At 58.5% G+C, this 15,456-nt stretch carries 16 protein-coding genes, 1 tRNA gene and 1 pseudogene; 11 read left to right on the top strand and 7 right to left on the bottom strand.

The window, feature by feature from the left end; genetic code table 11:
- Positions 1-37: 37 nt before the first annotated feature.
- Positions 38-943 (bottom strand): DUF3662 and FHA domain-containing protein, encoded by a 906-nt coding sequence (locus BJP08_RS02015; protein ID WP_083428353.1) that lies wholly within the window; start codon positions 941-943, stop codon positions 38-40.
- Positions 944-1,080: 137 nt separating this feature from the next.
- Here BJP08_RS02015 and BJP08_RS02010 point away from each other — a divergent pair.
- Positions 1,081-1,164, top strand: a tRNA-Leu gene (locus BJP08_RS02010).
- A gap of 475 nt (positions 1,165-1,639) precedes the next feature.
- Here the strand turns inward: BJP08_RS02010 and BJP08_RS02005 are convergent.
- The 4 genes and pseudogenes from BJP08_RS02005 to BJP08_RS11975 form a co-directional block, all read right to left on the bottom strand.
- Positions 1,640-2,032, bottom strand: coding sequence for a hypothetical protein (locus BJP08_RS02005; RefSeq protein ID WP_071568016.1), 393 nt, complete (start codon positions 2,030-2,032; stop codon positions 1,640-1,642).
- On the bottom strand, positions 2,032-2,349 hold the full coding sequence (locus BJP08_RS11365; RefSeq protein WP_071568015.1) for a hypothetical protein: 318 nt from the start codon (positions 2,347-2,349) through the stop codon (positions 2,032-2,034). Before BJP08_RS11365 ends, BJP08_RS02005 begins: the two co-directional genes overlap by 1 nt.
- Positions 2,349-2,828, bottom strand: coding sequence for a hypothetical protein (locus tag BJP08_RS11360; RefSeq protein ID WP_143109984.1), 480 nt, complete (start codon positions 2,826-2,828; stop codon positions 2,349-2,351). The genes BJP08_RS11365 and BJP08_RS11360 overlap by 1 nt, the downstream gene beginning before the upstream one ends.
- A 389-nt stretch (positions 2,829-3,217) precedes the next feature.
- A pseudogene (locus BJP08_RS11975) lies at positions 3,218-3,493 on the bottom strand (hypothetical protein); the annotation flags it as partial.
- A 375-nt stretch (positions 3,494-3,868) separates the two neighbouring features.
- Here BJP08_RS11975 and BJP08_RS11355 point away from each other — a divergent pair.
- From BJP08_RS11355 to BJP08_RS01965, 6 genes are all read left to right on the top strand, one after another.
- The gene (locus BJP08_RS11355; protein ID WP_143109983.1) at positions 3,869-4,264 is read left to right on the top strand and encodes a hypothetical protein; all 396 of its coding nucleotides are present in this window, start codon (positions 3,869-3,871) and stop codon (positions 4,262-4,264) included.
- Between the two features lie 312 nt (positions 4,265-4,576).
- Positions 4,577-5,020, top strand: a complete 444-nt coding sequence (locus BJP08_RS11350; RefSeq protein WP_143109982.1) for a hypothetical protein — start codon at positions 4,577-4,579, stop codon at positions 5,018-5,020.
- Positions 5,021-6,196: 1,176 nt separating this feature from the next.
- Positions 6,197-6,793, top strand: coding sequence for a hypothetical protein (locus BJP08_RS01980; protein WP_071568013.1), 597 nt, complete (start codon positions 6,197-6,199; stop codon positions 6,791-6,793).
- Positions 6,793-7,791 carry a S66 peptidase family protein gene (locus tag BJP08_RS01975; RefSeq protein ID WP_071568012.1) on the top strand — a complete coding sequence of 333 codons (999 nt, stop codon included), beginning with the start codon at positions 6,793-6,795 and terminating at the stop codon, positions 7,789-7,791. Before BJP08_RS01980 ends, BJP08_RS01975 begins: the two co-directional genes overlap by 1 nt.
- A 9-nt stretch (positions 7,792-7,800) precedes the next feature.
- Positions 7,801-9,267, top strand: coding sequence for an MFS transporter (locus tag BJP08_RS01970; protein ID WP_071568011.1), 1,467 nt, complete (start codon positions 7,801-7,803; stop codon positions 9,265-9,267).
- Complete coding sequence (locus BJP08_RS01965; RefSeq protein WP_083428350.1) at positions 9,268-10,578, top strand: hypothetical protein; 1,311 nt, start codon at positions 9,268-9,270, stop codon at positions 10,576-10,578.
- A gap of 9 nt (positions 10,579-10,587) precedes the next feature.
- Here BJP08_RS01965 and BJP08_RS01960 read toward each other — a convergent pair whose 3' ends face one another.
- Complete coding sequence (locus BJP08_RS01960) at positions 10,588-11,892, bottom strand: multicopper oxidase domain-containing protein (protein ID WP_255364730.1); 1,305 nt, start codon at positions 11,890-11,892, stop codon at positions 10,588-10,590.
- Positions 11,893-12,183: 291 nt separating this feature from the next.
- On the opposite strand from BJP08_RS01960, the gene BJP08_RS01955 reads away from it, so the two are divergent.
- From BJP08_RS01955 to BJP08_RS01940, 4 genes are all read left to right on the top strand, one after another.
- On the top strand, positions 12,184-12,420 hold the full coding sequence (locus BJP08_RS01955; RefSeq protein ID WP_071568009.1) for a ribbon-helix-helix protein, CopG family: 237 nt from the start codon (positions 12,184-12,186) through the stop codon (positions 12,418-12,420).
- A complete protein-coding gene (locus BJP08_RS01950; protein WP_071568008.1) occupies positions 12,404-12,667 on the top strand; it encodes a type II toxin-antitoxin system RelE/ParE family toxin in 264 nt (87 codons plus the stop codon). Before BJP08_RS01955 ends, BJP08_RS01950 begins: the two co-directional genes overlap by 17 nt.
- 272 nt (positions 12,668-12,939) lie before the next feature.
- Complete coding sequence (locus tag BJP08_RS01945; RefSeq protein WP_083428349.1) at positions 12,940-13,596, top strand: metalloregulator ArsR/SmtB family transcription factor; 657 nt, start codon at positions 12,940-12,942, stop codon at positions 13,594-13,596.
- Positions 13,593-14,288 (top strand): metalloregulator ArsR/SmtB family transcription factor, encoded by a 696-nt coding sequence (locus BJP08_RS01940; protein ID WP_083428348.1) that lies wholly within the window; start codon positions 13,593-13,595, stop codon positions 14,286-14,288. The genes BJP08_RS01945 and BJP08_RS01940 overlap by 4 nt, the downstream gene beginning before the upstream one ends.
- Here BJP08_RS01940 and BJP08_RS01935 read toward each other — a convergent pair.
- Positions 14,260-15,420 (bottom strand): globin domain-containing protein, encoded by a 1,161-nt coding sequence (locus tag BJP08_RS01935; protein WP_071568007.1) that lies wholly within the window; start codon positions 15,418-15,420, stop codon positions 14,260-14,262. The genes BJP08_RS01940 and BJP08_RS01935 overlap by 29 nt on opposite strands.
- Positions 15,421-15,456 lie beyond the last annotated feature (36 nt).

The following is a 15,456-nucleotide window of genomic DNA, read 5'->3' as shown; positions in this document are numbered from 1 at the left end:
CTCCTTCAAATCGGGGCTTGTTCAGCCTGTTGTGCCGTTAGGCCTGGAAAAATTCTGTCTGGGGGTGCGACGCCGCATCCGTATAGCGCGGCGCGCCCTCCTCCGGGTCCGGCGTCGCCGGGCTCGACGCCCTCGGCTCCACGATCCGCACCTCGATGTGGGAATGGCCAAGGGTGATCACGTCACCGTCGGCAAGCATCCAGTTCTCCACAGGCTCATCATTGACCGTCGTGCCGTTCGTCGACTGCAAATCGACCAACACCGCAACCTGGCCATCCCACGTAATCTCCGCATGCTGCCTCGACACACCCGTGTCCGGCAGGCGGAAATCCGCATCATTCGAACGGCCCAAAATATTCGAGCCCTCATGCACCAAGTAAGTGCGCGACGACCCGTCCTGCAACAGCAGGCTCACAGTCGCTTCGCCACCCTCCACCGGCGTCATCGTATTTGGCTCATGCATGTGATCCTCCTGATCCCGGTTTGCCGCATGACGGTGCCGACCACCCTTCGACCGCTTCGTAGGCTCCGCCACAATGGCATCAAACCCACTCGCGACCTCCGGCTGCGGATCAATATAAGAACTGACCCGCAACTGGCCCGTACGCAGCCCTGACTCCTCCGCGATCCGCACAACCGCCGGCCCATCAAAGAACCAGCCCTGGTTGCGCACATACCGCGTCAGTTGTTCCGCGAGGTGCACCGGCAGGTCACGCTCCTGCGACAAGTTCTCCAAATCCTTCGAAGAAACACCCACCGCGAACACATTCGGCACCACAAACTCATCATGGTCAGTCACCACAACAGAGTCCTGCGCCTCCTGTTTCAGCAGCTCCTCGATCTCAGCCGGAACCACCTTGCCGCCAAACAGCGCCGCCATCGAATTATCCAGGCCACGCTGCAACGAACTGTCCAGCTTTGCCAATCGATCCATGACTCCCATCCGCATGCACCTCCTTTCTTTAACCCCGTTAGTATAGGTGCGCATTCCGACACAACCTAGCGTGAAACACCTTTATGCCCCATGACGTGCCGATTTGGCACTTCTCTATGTAAGGGTGTTATATTGTTCCAGTGCCCGCCCGGGTGGCGGAATTGGCAGACGCGCTGGCTTCAGGTGCCAGTGTTCGCAAGAACGTGGGGGTTCAAGTCCCCCCCCGGGCACAACCGGACCGGCCCTCCTTCGGGAGGGCCGGTTCTTTTTGCGTTTGGGCTGCTTTCATGGGCTGCGTCGGTGGGAGACAGTGACAAAAGACGCAACCCAATTTGGTCCGTGCATTTAAAGTGCCAGGTTATAAAAGTGCTAGATAATTAGCGACGTCAGATTTGTCACTCGCGTCAGTTCCCTGTGCAGCACACTCCCGGTTTTCCAACAAACCAGCGTGACGTTTCGCCAGGTCGCGAAAACACCAACCCGGAACTTGGTGTGTTGGGAGTGGGCGGAAAAGGATAACATTAGCGACGATGCTCGGGGCCGCTCGTTTCGAGAGGTATTTCACTATGGCCGGAGAGGACGTCGATAAGGCGGATTGCGATAGACGGTTGAGGCTGTTTTGGGAGTGCTCGCAGGCGATTAACTGGTTAGTTAGCTTCACACAATGGGCGAACAGTAGCTCAAGAGAGTTACGCGAACCCTTCGTTACTTCGGCCGTGACATAAGAGACGAGAAATTAACAGTGCTGATAAAAGACCGAGGCCACTCCTCGTCGTCGGTCAAAAGCATGTCCTCCCACAAACGTGACACGGCTGCCCCGGGCTCAATAGGCTCATCGATCGTCCCTAACGCGGTGGAATAGCTATACATATTCCATTCATCCTCGTTAACCGGTTCATCACTTTGTGCCTGGAGATCATGGAGCAAGTTCTGTTTCACAACGGGATCCGACTCATCAACCTCCACATCAGCGACCAGATAGACGGTCGTGAACTGCTTTACGCGCTCCACTCGTTCAAGATAGCGCTGATAACACCGAGGCAAATCCCTTTCCTTTGCAAGGAAATAGGTCTTGGTCAGGGTAATTTCGCTGGACATTACTTGGGGTTCCAATTCGTGTCATAGGCACCCGAAGGGCGGTACTTCCGCTGAGGATAACAATGCCTCTTATGGGCGTTGTTAAACTTGCTTTCGTACAAATTTGCATCGGATTTGGCAGCATTAAGGTTTGTTGGATGGTTACCTACAACAAAGCCCACAATAGGGTTGCCGGGAGTGTTTTCCACTACTTGGCATTTCACAGTGACCATGCCCAGTTCATTTTTGACAATGCCTGCTGCCTGAGCGATTTGCGCCTGGGCAAGCATTACAGAAGGAAAAGCGAGTGCAAGCGCCAAGGTACGAAGTTTCTTCATTAGCAATTCTCCACTCGGTCAATACGAGTAACGCCTGGAACCTTCAACCGGGCAACGGTGACTTCAGTACCCGGAGCAACCCCTGTACACTCAATATCCTGGGACCCTACCGGACCAGTCATGATAACTTTCACGCGAACAGAAGTAGGGCAATTATTCCGGATCTTGATCGTAGACAGATGACGCTCAACAGACACACACCCAGGAGCAGTGTTTGATGCACTGTAGAAGCTCATAGCCGACGCGCTATCAGCATGAATTTCCGCTGACTGCTTCAGGGTGGAATCCGACAAGTCTACGGTCTTGGTTTCTCCGGAAAGCAACTCAAAGCCCGATTCGATGTCTGCAGTAGAAACTACATCGCTGCCTAAGGGCGTTTCTGCATCCTGGGCAAACGCACTGCCAGGGGTAGCGAGAGCCAAAACAGCACCAAAAATCAATACTGAACGAGTTTTTCTTGCAAGCTTTTTAATCGACATCTTTAGCTCCCTTACTGTTGGATCTGTACTTTGCTTATGACAGTAAATGGAAAGTGCTTTCAAGTCTATGGAACTTTCGTTCAGTATTTACAACTAAGAAGATTGCGCAAACGCGTAGGCGTGAAAGCCCAAGCGATCACTTCTCGTCGCGCACAAAACTCCACCAGTGGAAGCAAGAAAACAGTTCCGAAAAAGAACCTAGCCTTTATTCAGGCCATTCTTCGAGTTGGGTTTGTCGGATGCGGTTTGTTGGTACCAGTGTTCCCGTAATAGTCCGTAAACGCCGCGTAGCGGTCGGTGACCATCCTGTATGTGGCGTGCTTTTTCGGTCGATACGTTGCCGTTGCAGCATTATCAAAAACGATTATCGCAGGCAGTTTACCGAAAAACTCCAGCGCCTTGACGTGGCAATCAATCCAAGCCGGCATTTTTTCGTTCAGCTCTTCAGCCACGGAGTCAAAGATTTTCTTAGCGATAGCCTCAGCATGGTCAGGTTGAAGCTGCCTTCTTAAATCATTTAAGGGGGCAGAGAGAGTGGCATAAGGGCTGGGTCGTAAAGAATAAGACCGCATGTCAGCGGCATATATTCGAGGAGTTGTCCGCAAAAACTGAGATTCAAGGACGACGTTTCCAAACACTAATGACGATAGGTTTTTCTCTTCCATAGTCGGCAGTTTACGGAAAATAAGGTGTGTTAACTGCTGGCTTATTCGACTTGGTTACAGTTCACGACAGTCGGCTCTTAGGTGCTTTGTGCCTCGGATACAAGCCTTGCAGATCCTTCATGCTGCGTACCGGCGCGCATTCTCGCTTAGCAATGTTTTGGGAAGAAAGAATGACCTCAACAAAAATGCCGGGAAGTGCGCTCACCCTTTAATAGAAATAGGGTGGGCACTGGGCGAGAAATAATTATGGTGGCGGAGGTAACTAAGTTCAGTTATCGTGACGAATGTACTATTGGTTGACCTTTCCAGTAAGGGTTACGAGATTGGTGGCAATAAATGCGTGTTTTTAGGTCTTTAGTTGTAGTAGCGACCGCTATGGCTGCCTGTTCTTCCCCGGCTGCCATGGCGGTTGAGGGGAGTTCTGGTTTGGAAAAGGATGCTTACTCGGTTGTGGAGCTATCCGAAGGTGAGTCCATTTCGATCCCCGAGGGTTATGCGGCTGGAGTGGTGGAAGAAGATTCTTCTAGCCAGATGTTCCGTTCAGCTAACACTGCCCCATCGTGTGTTGAAGCGAAAATGGAAAAGGCTGCTGTCCAGGTGTATAACAATTGCGACGCGCCTATGAGAATCAAAGTTGTTATGACTTCTGTTACGTCTCCTATTTTGGGTTCTAAAGATACTTCTCGCGAACAGGTTTCCCCTCATAGTAGGAAAAATGTGAAGTGGGTTGTTCGTGGACTAGATAAGATAGACAAGGTAGAACTTTGCTAAGAAATATTTCTAAAACCTCCAAGTGGATTATTTCCATTCCGGTTGCTTTTTCACTACTGTTCGTTAGCCCAGCTCCAGCTTTTTCGGCTGCGAAAAAAAATGAACTGGGCATGTACACAGTGAAGTGCCAAGTGGTAAAGAATGAATCGGGAAACCCAATAGTAGGGTTTGTTTACGGCAATCATCCGAAAGATCCTACAAAGGCGCAGAAAGATGCGGATTTGTACACGAACAAATTCGGAAAAAATGTGCATAAAAGGCACTGCTACCCTCAGCCTAAGTATACAAATTCTGGAGCTTTCACTGTAGACGGTGATCCGATTTAATATGTTGGGCGAAACTCTTCTTTTTACAACTTACTTCCTCGCTCGAGAGTCTGACCTTGAACAATTCCATAAACAGTATTTAAAAAGAGTGGATAAGGCTCGAGAGATCACACAGATACTCTATGTAACTGACGAAATTACACATGGGGGAGACGAAGTAATTCGCGAAGTCATGATGCAAGATTTCCGTAGGGATATGCGAGACTTTGGCACTTACCCTTTTGATGAATCTGAATGGGGTTTGTATAGCCTTTCATGTGTGGCTAAAGACGTTGACGAACCCGCCATGGAAGGAGCTGGTGTCTCTCGACTATGGCGTGATTTGGCATTAGGTGAAGAGACAATACCTAGGGAATTTACCAGTCATGTAAAAGCCGTTAATGTGTCGAGCGATGGCAGAGCGTTCCCTCTGGGATCTATTTGTGCTTGATTGTGATCCAGAAATTCAACGGAATATCCATATAATAAATGCCGTCACCTCTTGATTAAGGTGTCAGCGTGTAGTCTGGACGATTAGGCTAATCACTGGTGCACATATCCGGTGCTTCATTTCTGGTACTAAGTCGCTTCGCGAAGCACCAATGGCCAAAGTTTTTGACAGGCGAGCAGACGCACGTATCGCGCGATTTAGAGACTCCCACGCCATATCATCCCCATCGTCGTTGTAGTCCCACACCACCTCTCGCGTTGATCGTCGCGATAATCATGGGCCGCACCCTAAATGAACAGTTCGGGGATTACATCCATCGCGTTTAACCCACTGTTCGCTAGGGCGGGTACATGAGTAATGAAACAGAACCGTCACTACCTCTAGACATTCCCGAACAATCAGAGGCTGTTGCGGGTCAAAAAATTGGTTACGCGCGCGTCAGCTCCAAAGATCAGAATCTTGACCGGCAAACCGCAGCATTAAAGCGCTTCCTGATCACAGGGCGAACGCCAAGATCTTGTGGAAGAGCTGCCTGCATATGGCATTTCCGAATGTGACTAGCGATGATCGTTCGAGGGAAAATATCGGGAGACGTTTTGAAAAGCTGACTCGCCTACGTAATCGAGTGCCCCATCAGGAGAAGCTGTTGGAGACCAACGTGCGAGGGCGGCTTAACGATATGTTTTCTATACGTCGTGCAGTGGACGAGGGCTACCCGAGCTGGGCATTGGTGGGAAGCCAGGTGCGAAAAATAGCCAGAGAAGATCCTCGCAAGTCCTGGATTGCTTCACCATAGGGTTTCCTGTGTATCAGGATCCCCTTTCGTGGCTAGCTTTTGCGGCATCCTCCCCCAGATCGCTGATTCTTGGTGAAGGAATTTGGCACTTGGTCAGGGAGCCAGTGACAAAAGACGCAACCCAATTCGATCAGCTATCTAAAGCACCAGGTCAGAAAAGTGCTAGATAATTAGCGATGTCAGATTTGTCACTCCTGTGAGTGGGCTGTGCACCACAATCCCGGTTTTTCAGGCAACCCGAGTGGCGTTTCCCCAGGTCGCGAAAATGCCGACCTGGAATCTGGTGCAAAGTTCCAGATGGAGCGTCCACGCCGCATATCAGCAGCGCACACCTAGTAAGGTGAGCTGCAGTATTGTTGCATATCCCTGAAGGAACCCCCATGACGAACCCGTACCAGTCAAACGAGAGCCACCCCGGCACTGACGAGTGGGCACCTCAACAGCAGCCACAACAGCAGTACCAGCAGCCGTACTACCAACAGCCTTACCAACCCCAGCAGCAGAAGAGTAATACTGGCCTGGTGGTGGCGTTGTCGGTGTTGGGGACGTTGGTGTTGTTGGCGCTGGCGGGTGCGGTGGCGTTTTTGTTTGTGCGTTCCGATGGGTCGAATGGGGAGCAGCAGGATCCGGTGATTGTGACGGAGGTTGAGACGGTCGCGCCAGAAAGCCAGAACGGCCAGAATAGCCAGGGCAACCAGAACAGCCAGGGCAACAAGCCTAACGTGAACCGGCGTGAGCCGATGGAGTCGAGTGTGGGGTTCTCGAACGCGACGGCGGAGACCCGGAATACGTCGTCGGAGTTCGCAGGCAACGTGTTGGCTGTGTTTAATGAGCAGGCTGCAGCCACGGGTGAGTTCCCGGGGTCGTTGAGTGTGTATAGCCCGGTGACGGGGCAGACGTACACGATGTCGTGCTGGCCGGCGGGTGGGGGAGCCCGGTGCCAGGGCGGTAATAACGCGTCGGTGTATTTGTACTGATGGCGTTGTATCCTCGCCCGTTGTCGGTGGGCGATCATGTGCGTGTGGTGGCTCCGGCGCGTTCGTTGGCGTATGTGGAGCAGGGCCCGGCGGGGCGGTTCGTGGCCGAGTTGGCGACGCGCCGTTTGGAGCAGCTTGGCCTGTCTGTGAGTTTTGGGGCGAATGTGCGGGTGTCGGACATGTTTTGGTCCGCGCCGGGTAAGTTGCGGGCTGAGGATCTTATCGACGCCTACTCCGACCCTTCTGTCGACGGCATCATGAGCGTGATCGGCGGCTTCACGAGCAACGAGATCCTGCCGCACCTGGATTTTGATGTGATTGCGGAGCACCCGAAGTTTTTGTGTGGGAATTCGGATGTGTCGGCGTTGGCGAATGCGGTGTATGCGAAGACGGGCCAGGTGGTGTACGTGGGGCCGCACTGGTCGACGTTGGGGATGCGTGATTTCGGGGAGGTGACGCGTGATGCGTTTGTGCAGGCGGCGTTTACGGACGGGCCGATCGTGTGGGAGCCGGGGGACTGGTTCACGGACGATGATTGGTTTATTAATCAGGATGGTCGGGTGCAGGAGCCGGATGATGGCTGGTGGGTGATCCAGGAGGGCCGCGCTGAGGGGATTGCGCTTGGGTCGAATTTGGGCACGTTGGGGTTGCTGTCGGGCACGGAGTTTATGCCGTCGTTGAATGATGCGGTGTTGTTTGCGGAGGTGACGGGGAAGTACACGGTGATGGATTTCCGGCGTGAGCTGGTGTCGTTGCTGCAGGCCCCGGATGGTCACGGGATTGAAGGTTTGGTGATTGGGCGTTTCCAGACCGCGAGCCGTGTCACGAGGTTGATGGTGGAGGAGATGGTGGCGTCGATACCTGAGTTGAGGGGGAAGCCGGTGGTGGCGAACGCATCGTTTGGGCACACGAACCCCTTGTTGACGTTCCCGGTGGGCGGCCGTGTGGATGTTTCGGTGGAGGGGGGAGAGGCGTCGATTAGCTTTCCTCGGGTGTAGCTTGTTGCTATGACTGATTCGACGCCAAGTCAGCGCTGGACTTTCTTTGCAGTGATTTCGCTCGGTCTGCTGATGATCGGGCTGGATAATTCAATCCTGTATACGGCAATGCCGGAGCTCAACGAGCAGCTGCACACCACCCCGACCCAGGGCTTGTGGATTATTAACGCCTACCCGTTGGTGCTGGCGGGGCTGCTGCTGGGCACGGGCACGCTGGGCGACAAGCTGGGGCATCGTCTGATGTTCATTGTGGGGCTGGTGGTGTTCGGGGTGGCGTCGTTGGCGGCGGCGTTCGCGCCGTCGGCGTGGCTGCTGGTGGGTGCGCGCGGGCTGCTCGGCATGGGTGCTGCGGTGATGATGCCGGCAACGCTCGCGCTGATCCGTTTGACGTTTTCGGACGAGCGGGAGCGCAACACCGCGATCGGTATTTGGGGGTCGGTGGCCGTGGTGGGTGCGGCGCTGGGCCCGCTGGTTGGCGGCGCGCTGCTGGAGGCGTTCTGGTGGGGCTCCGTCTTCCTTATTAATGTGCCGATCGTGCTCATCGCGCTGGGCCTGACGTTCTGGCTGGCCCCGGAGAACATGCCGAACCCGGCGAAGCACTGGGATGTGGTGTCGTCGGTGTATGCCTTGTTCGCGCTATCGGGCTTGACCATGGCTATCAAAGAATTGGTGAACCCGAACTCTGGCTGGTCCCTGTTCGTGGTGGCGGCGGTGCTGTGCGTTTTTGGGGCGGTGCTGTTCGTGCGCAGGCAGGGGAAGCTTTCGGACCCGCTGCTTACTTTCGACATTTTCAAGTCCCGCATGTTCACGGGCGGCGTCGTCGCCGCAGCGGGTGGCATGTTCTTCATGGCGGGCGCCGAGCTGATGACCACGCAGAAGCTCCAGCTTGTCGACGGCTTCTCCCCCCTCCACGCGGGTGCGACCATCATCGCGATGGCGGCGGCGGCGATTCCGGCGTCGACACTTGGGGGCGCCTACCTGCACAAGATTGGCTTCCTGCCGCTGATCGGCGGCGGTTTCCTGGGCGCGGCTGCGGGTGTCGCGGCCCTGATTTGGGGTTCGGACGCGGGCAGCCTCGGCATCGAGATCGCGGCGCTGGCCGTGATGGGTTTTTCGGCGGGTTCGGTGATGAGCGTGTCCTCGATCGCGATTATTGGCGCCGCGCCCTTGCACCGCTCCGGCATGGCGGCGGGCGTCGAGGAGGTCTCCTACGAGTTCGGCACCCTCGTCACCGTCGCGCTGACCGGCTCGCTGCTGCCGATGTGGATGGTGCGCAACCTGCCCGCCCAGCTGCAGCCACTCGGCATGGACGCGATTTACGACGCCTCCACCAACGCCCTTGCCGCCCCGGCCTACGCTGGGGCGTACCACAACGTCCTCGTGATGATCGCCTGCGCAGCCCTGGTCTTCGGTACTGTGACCTGGTGGTGCTTCCACGACAACCCAAAGTCCGGCGACGCGAAGGTGGCGGCCTAAATGAGTGCGCGTACTTGGCACCGGAAGGCGTCCAAGCCGGTGAGCATCTGGATGTGGGTGTTCATCCTGATTGGGCTGACGCACACGCTGTTTCCCGAACCGGCGTGGCTGCTGATTCACATTTTCACCCTTGGCATCGTGGCGAACTCGATTGTGCTGTGGAGCGTGAACCTGACCGAGCGTTTCCTGCAGCAGCGCCTTCCCGAGGAAGCGCGCCCTGCCCAGTTGTGGCGCACCTGGATCCTGAACGCGGGCGTCGTGTTGGTGCTTGTGGGCCAGGTTCTGGCCAGTTGGTGGGAGCTGCACTGGTTGGTCACCTGGGTCGGCGGCTGCCTGGTAGCGGGTGCGGTGCTGTGGCACGCGGTGGTACTTGCCGGGTTGGTGCGTGACGCCGGGCCGGAGAAGCGGCACCGACCCGCGGCGATTGGGTACGTGGCGTCGGCTGCCTGCCTGCTGGTAGGGGTGTGCTTCGGCGCGGCCCTGTCGATGGGCCTGCCGGGCACCTGGCAGGAGCAGATTCGCCAGGCGCACCTGTTTACCAACGTTGGCGGCTTTGTGGGCCTGGCCGCGATGTCGAGCCTGAGCGTCCTGTTCCCAACGATGTGGCGGATCAACGGCATGCGCGACCGTACCCGCGTGGCCATTTGGGGCGCGGTGGCCGCGATTGGCTGCGCCGTCGTCGGCGCACTGCTGGGAATCTCGCAGGTGGTCGCGGTTGGTGCGTTCGTCTACGTCGGTGCGTGGCTGTGGCTCTTCCAGGGGTTCCTGGTCAACGTTATCGACGTCCTGCGCGACCCACGCGACCGCATCACCTACCCGGGCCTGTCCGTATTCGTGGCGATGTTTTGGTTAATCGGCACGATGCTCTGGTACGCCGTAGGGCTCGTGCGGACGGTCCCGGAGATCCCCACGCTGGCGCTCCTGCTCGGCTTCGTAGCGCCACTGCTGATTGGCACCATGAGCTACCTGCTGCCCACCACGATGGGCGGCGGCCCGAAGGCGGTGCGCGCCGGGCTGCTGGAACTATCCCGGGGCACCTACTTCCGGGTCGTGCTGTACAACCTCGCGCTGGCGGTGTGGCTGCTGACAGAGCAGTCCTGGCTGCGGGTGGTGATGAGCCTGCTCGTGTTCGCCGTGCTGGTGGCGTACCTGCCACTGCTGCGCAGGGCGGTGAAAGCGCAGGTGGCGGTGCTGCGGGGGCAGCGCGAGGCCCCGGTGGCGGGCGCCCACGTGGAGCGCCCCGCTGGGCAGTCCGCTCTCGCGCTGGCGCTGGTGGCCACGATTGTGGCGGCCTTCGGCGGGATTGCCTGAGCCGAGCTCCTAGGGCGTGACCACGAACTGGCCACGCTGTCCCTTTTCGGCGTCGGTCATCTGGTGGTTCACGAAGGTGTAGGTACCGGGTTCGTCGAAGGTCATCTCAACGAACCCGCCCTGGGCGGCGAGGAGACCAAGCGCCTGTGAGCCGGTATCTGGGGCATTTCGGATCTGGTATTGGCCTTCCTTGAACACGGTGTCGAAGATTTCGCCGACCACGTGGAAGCTCAGCGGGTTGTCGGGACCGACGTTGAAGAGCCACACCCGGACGGTATCGCCGACGCGGGCCGGAATCGGCCGCTGCTGGTATTGGTTGGGGTAGCCGTTGAACGCGGTGAGGTCGTAGAGCCCGGCGGCGACTCGCTCGGGGTCGGCACCGTCTTCGCCGAGGAAGACCTCGTGTGACAGGAGGACGTATTCGGCGTCGACAGGCGTGAGGTCCGGTGGGTCAATGACGACGGCACCGAACATCCCGTTGGCGATGTGCAAGCTCATCGGCATTGTTGCGCAGTGGTACATCCAGATTCCGTACCGGCGGGCTTCGAACTCGTACGTGAGCGATTCGCCCGGGGCGATCTGGGCCATGTTCGTATCGGGGTTGACCTCACCTGCGTGGAAATCGATGGAGTGCTCCATCGTGCCGTCGTTGACGATGGTGACGCGGAACAGATCACCGACGCGCCCCCGCAGTACGGGACCTGGCATTTCTCCATCGAAGGTCCAAACGGGTTGGGTGACGCCGGGCGCGACCTGGCGCTCGCCTTCGGTGACGTGCCAAGTGTGTTCGTGGACAGTCACATCGGGCGCGGGTGGCAGCGCCGGATCGCGGTAGACGAGTCCGGCGTCAGGCCCGTCCGCGGCGACTACCGGCCTGGGCGCGGCGCTCGGCGTAGCGCTCGGGCTCACCGACCCGACGACGACGTCGAACACCATCCCCATCGCCTTGTGTCCGGCGATCGTGCACCAGCCCTGCGTGGACTCGGTGAAGACGCCGAAGTCGTGGACGACGGTGTCGCCGGGGTCGATGCGTCCGGTGTATTCGGTGCCCAGCTTGAGGTCGTGCTGTTGGTCGTCGGAGTTGGTGATGGTGAGGATGAGGCGGGTGCCGGAGGGGACGTCGATACGATTTGGTGTGAATGCCATGCCGTGGATGTCGACGTCGAGGGTGGTGGCGCCGCTGGTGTCGATTGGCGCCGAGCTGCCATCGTTGCCTGCGGTCGAGGTCAGCGCGCTGAACGCCACCACCAGTGTTACGAATACGGCGATGATGCCCCACGCCAGGCCGTCGGAGGTCTGCCCTTTTTTATTCACGGTGCCGATCGTAATAAATACGGTTTAAAATAGGGAAAAACCCTCGGGGGAACACAGAGTCGATGTCTGTGACCCAGATCCGAGGGACTACGTTGGCTAAAATAGCACAATGACGTATCCAGTGCAGCCGCCTACAGGGCGCCACCGTCTTTTATGGGAGAACAGTTGAGGAGGCGTTCGCGCAAATCTTGTCCCTCGCCCGCATGATTGATATCGACTTAGCTGCGTGGTTGAAGGCCGATAGCGAAGTACCAGGTAAGGGGGCGAGGTGCAGGATGTATACTTGTTTACATGGCTAGTTCAGTGATTAGTGTGCGGGTTGATGAGGAACAAAAGCGTCGTTTGGATGCGTTGAGTGCTCGTACGGGGCGTCCAGGAGCGTTTTATCTTCGTCGGGCGTTGGATGCGCATTTGGGCGAGCTGGAGTACATCTACGGGCTTGAAGCGGATGCTCAGGCGGTGCGTGCAGGGGAGTTGAAGACCATTTCATTGGCGGACCTAGAGGCCGAGTGTGGCTTGGGAGATTAGTTTTACCCCTCGTGCGGCGAAGGCGTTTCGCAAGCTGGATAAGCTGGTTCAGCGTCGCGTGAGTAGGCTGCTGCACGAAGTGGCAGGCCTTGATGACCCTCGTGTGCGCGGTAAGGCACTCGTGGGGGATAAATCGGGCCTGTGGCGGTGGCGTGTGGGGGACTACCGGGTTATCGCCGATATCTACGATAAGAAGGTCACCGTCGTAGTCGTTGACGTGGATCATCGCAGCCACGTGTATGGATAGAGTTGGACGAACACCAGGACGTTGTTGTAGAGCAAAGGTTGGCTATGTCCGGGTGAGTTCTATCAGGCAGAACCTAGACCGGAAACTCGAATAGCTCTGGGCGGCTGGGGTATCTGCGTCACGTCGATCAGCTCATTGTTACGAGCATGGATCGGCTCGCCCGCATGTCTGATGCTGGCCTAGCCACGTTCTTCCATTTAATACGGCCTGAAATAGGGAAAATCGGCGATTTCGGTTTAAGCTGGTGAAGAGCTCTGACCGAAGGAGGACACGTGGATTCGGCGACCCCGCCTCAACCTACGACGGACCTGATGGCCCGCGCCGCAGAGTTGAGCGTGAAACAGCGCGAGGTGCTCGATCGTCTAGCCATGCATCCGCACGGTGCGCAGGTAGGTGTCCTTGCCGAAGAAATGGGGATGCACCCCAACACGATCCGTGGGCACTTGGAGGAGTTGCTGTCGCGGGATCTGGTCAGTGTCACGACGGCCCCGAGCGAGGGCCGTGGCCGCCCGAGCAACATTTTCCACACCCGCACCCCGAAGCATGCGGCCGTCACCCGCGAGTACATCGGCCTGGTCAGGACGATGGCGGAGTGCCTCACGGAGGGCGACGAGGAGAAGGCGAAGGAAATTGGTCGCCTGTGGGCGCGCCAGACCCACGACGGCCGCGAGGTGCAGGCGGGCTCCACAAGGTCGAGCCAGCTCAGCGCCCTCATCACCATTTTGCGGGACCTCGGCTTCGACCCTTCCTACCCGAACCCGTCCGGCAATATCAGCCTCAACGCCTGCCCGTTCACGTCGGTGGGCGTGAGCGCGCCGAGTTCCGTCATCTGTGCCCTGCACGCCGGTTTCCTGGAGGAACTCAGTGGCGGCATGATGCACAGATTGGTGCCATACAGCCGCCCGTCGCAGTGCGAGATCGAACTATGACTATCGACGCCGCCATCCCCCTGCCCACCGCGGAGTTGATGCGTCGCGTCGCCGAGTTGAGCCCGAAGCAGCGTGAGGTCTTGGATGCGCTCGATTCGTTCCCAGAGGGCGCCTTGCTTAGCGAGTTGAGCAAGAAGCTGGGCATCCACGTCAACACCGCGCGCGGCCACGTCGATGAGCTGGCCGAACGGGGCTTGGTGGGCTGGCGCGTCGCCAGCCGCTCCACACGTGGACGCCCCTCGCACGTGTACCACGTGCGCACCCCGCAGCAGCACGCGGTGATGGATGAGTACGTCACCCTCGTCGAGACCCTCACGGAGACGCTGGCCGGCGATGACCTGGATGCCGCCCGCGATTTCGGCCGCGCGTGGGCGCGCCGCAATGCGGACCGTTTCGGCGAACCACCGGAGGATTTTGAGGAGCTCGCCACCGTGGTGCTGCGCTCCCTGCGCGAGATGGGCTTCGACCCCCTCGTCCGCGAGGCCGACGGCGATGCCTCGGTGGAGGTCGGCCTCCAGGCCTGCCCGTTCGTCGCCGCCGACGGCACCCCGCCCGCAGCCGCGATTTGCGCACTGCACCAGGGGTTTATCGACGCCACCATTGGCCCCCACCACCTCGACTTCATGCCGTTCGACGCGCCGGGGCAGTGCGGGGCCCGGCTGGTTAACCGATCAGCCAGTCGTTCGGACTAAATAGCTCGAAGTACACGTTCGCCGGGTCCAGTTCGGCGAGGTCGTCGCGGATGGACTGCAGGAAGCCCTCGCCGCCACACAGGTATACGTCCGCGCCGGAAACATCCAGGTCAGCGACGTTGAGGCGCTGGCCTTCGGCACGGAAGGAGGGGTGCAGGGAGGCGTCGTCAAGCTTCTCGACGAGCATCCGCATCTCATCCGCCTGTGCCCACGACTGCTGCGATTCGTCGACGTGCGCGACCGTGACCTTGCGTGGCGAGCCCTCCGCCGCGAGGTGCCCCAAAATGCCGGTCATCGGCGTGGATCCGATGCCGGAGGAGATCAGCACCACCGGGTTCGTGCCGGGCTGCAGCACCAGGTCGCCGGCGGCGAGGGTGGCGTCGACGGTGTCGCCGACGTTGACGTGGTCGCGCAGGAACGTGGACACCTCGCCCTCGGTCTCCACGGCGATGCGGTAGTGGGAGGCGTCGCCCTCGATGATGGAGTACTGGCGCAGCTGGCGCGCCCCATCCGGCAGCTTCACGCCCACCGACGTGTACTGGCCCGGGCGCGGCGCAGTGAAGTCACCCTCCAGGGTGTAGGCGTAGACGGTGCCGCTGAGCTGGGTTTTCTCCGTGACGGCGGCGGTGCGGAACACGTCGCCTGCCTCCACGCCATCCGATTCGTAGAGCTTGCCCTCGTGCTTGATCAGGACGTCGGCCATCAGCCAGTACACCTTGTCCCAGGCCTCGGCGACTTCTGGGGTGACGGCGTCACCAAGCACCTCGACGATGGCGGCCATCAGGTTGTCGTGCACGATCTGGTACTGGTCCGCCGTGATGCCCAGCGAGACGTGCTTGTGCGCGATGCGGTCCAGCATCATCACTGGGTCCGGTGCGTCGGGGTCCACCAGCTGCGTGGCGAACGTCGCTACCGACGCCGCCAGCGCCTTTTGCTGCGCGCCCTGCTTCTGGTTGCCGCGGTTGAACGTGTCCGCGATGAGCTCGGGGTGGGCGGTGAACATCTTGTTGTAGAAGGTCTTCGTGATCGTCTGGATATTCGCGCCTACCGGCGGGAGCGTCGCCTTGATGATCTCGGCGTGCTCGTCGCTCAGGTATGCCTGCTTCGGGTTCGGTTTCTCGTCAATGAACATAAACACGAATATACCCGTGTTTAATCGCAGGCCCTA

It is taken from the genome of Corynebacterium sp. NML140438 (assembly GCF_001875725.1).
Lineage (GTDB): Bacteria > Actinomycetota > Actinomycetes > Mycobacteriales > Mycobacteriaceae > Corynebacterium.
The sequence above is the reverse complement of the archived record's forward strand: the minus strand, read 5'-3'. Positions and strand labels throughout refer to the sequence as shown.

Coding starts and splice junctions, on each gene's coding strand:
- BJP08_RS02015 (WP_083428353.1), bottom strand. CDS start 943: ATGGGAGTCATGGATCGATTGGCAAAGCTGGACAGTTCGTTGCAGCGT.
- BJP08_RS02005 (WP_071568016.1), bottom strand. CDS start 2,032: ATGTCCAGCGAAATTACCCTGACCAAGACCTATTTCCTTGCAAAGGAA.
- BJP08_RS11365 (WP_071568015.1), bottom strand. CDS start 2,349: ATGAAGAAACTTCGTACCTTGGCGCTTGCACTCGCTTTTCCTTCTGTA.
- BJP08_RS11360 (WP_143109984.1), bottom strand. CDS start 2,828: ATGTCGATTAAAAAGCTTGCAAGAAAAACTCGTTCAGTATTGATTTTT.
- BJP08_RS11355 (WP_143109983.1), top strand. CDS start 3,869: ATGGCTGCCTGTTCTTCCCCGGCTGCCATGGCGGTTGAGGGGAGTTCT.
- BJP08_RS01980 (WP_071568013.1), top strand. CDS start 6,197: ATGACGAACCCGTACCAGTCAAACGAGAGCCACCCCGGCACTGACGAG.
- BJP08_RS01975 (WP_071568012.1), top strand. CDS start 6,793: ATGGCGTTGTATCCTCGCCCGTTGTCGGTGGGCGATCATGTGCGTGTG.
- BJP08_RS01970 (WP_071568011.1), top strand. CDS start 7,801: ATGACTGATTCGACGCCAAGTCAGCGCTGGACTTTCTTTGCAGTGATT.
- BJP08_RS01965 (WP_083428350.1), top strand. CDS start 9,268: ATGAGTGCGCGTACTTGGCACCGGAAGGCGTCCAAGCCGGTGAGCATC.
- BJP08_RS01955 (WP_071568009.1), top strand. CDS start 12,184: ATGGCTAGTTCAGTGATTAGTGTGCGGGTTGATGAGGAACAAAAGCGT.
- BJP08_RS01940 (WP_083428348.1), top strand. CDS start 13,593: ATGACTATCGACGCCGCCATCCCCCTGCCCACCGCGGAGTTGATGCGT.
- BJP08_RS01935 (WP_071568007.1), bottom strand. CDS start 15,420: ATGTTCATTGACGAGAAACCGAACCCGAAGCAGGCATACCTGAGCGAC.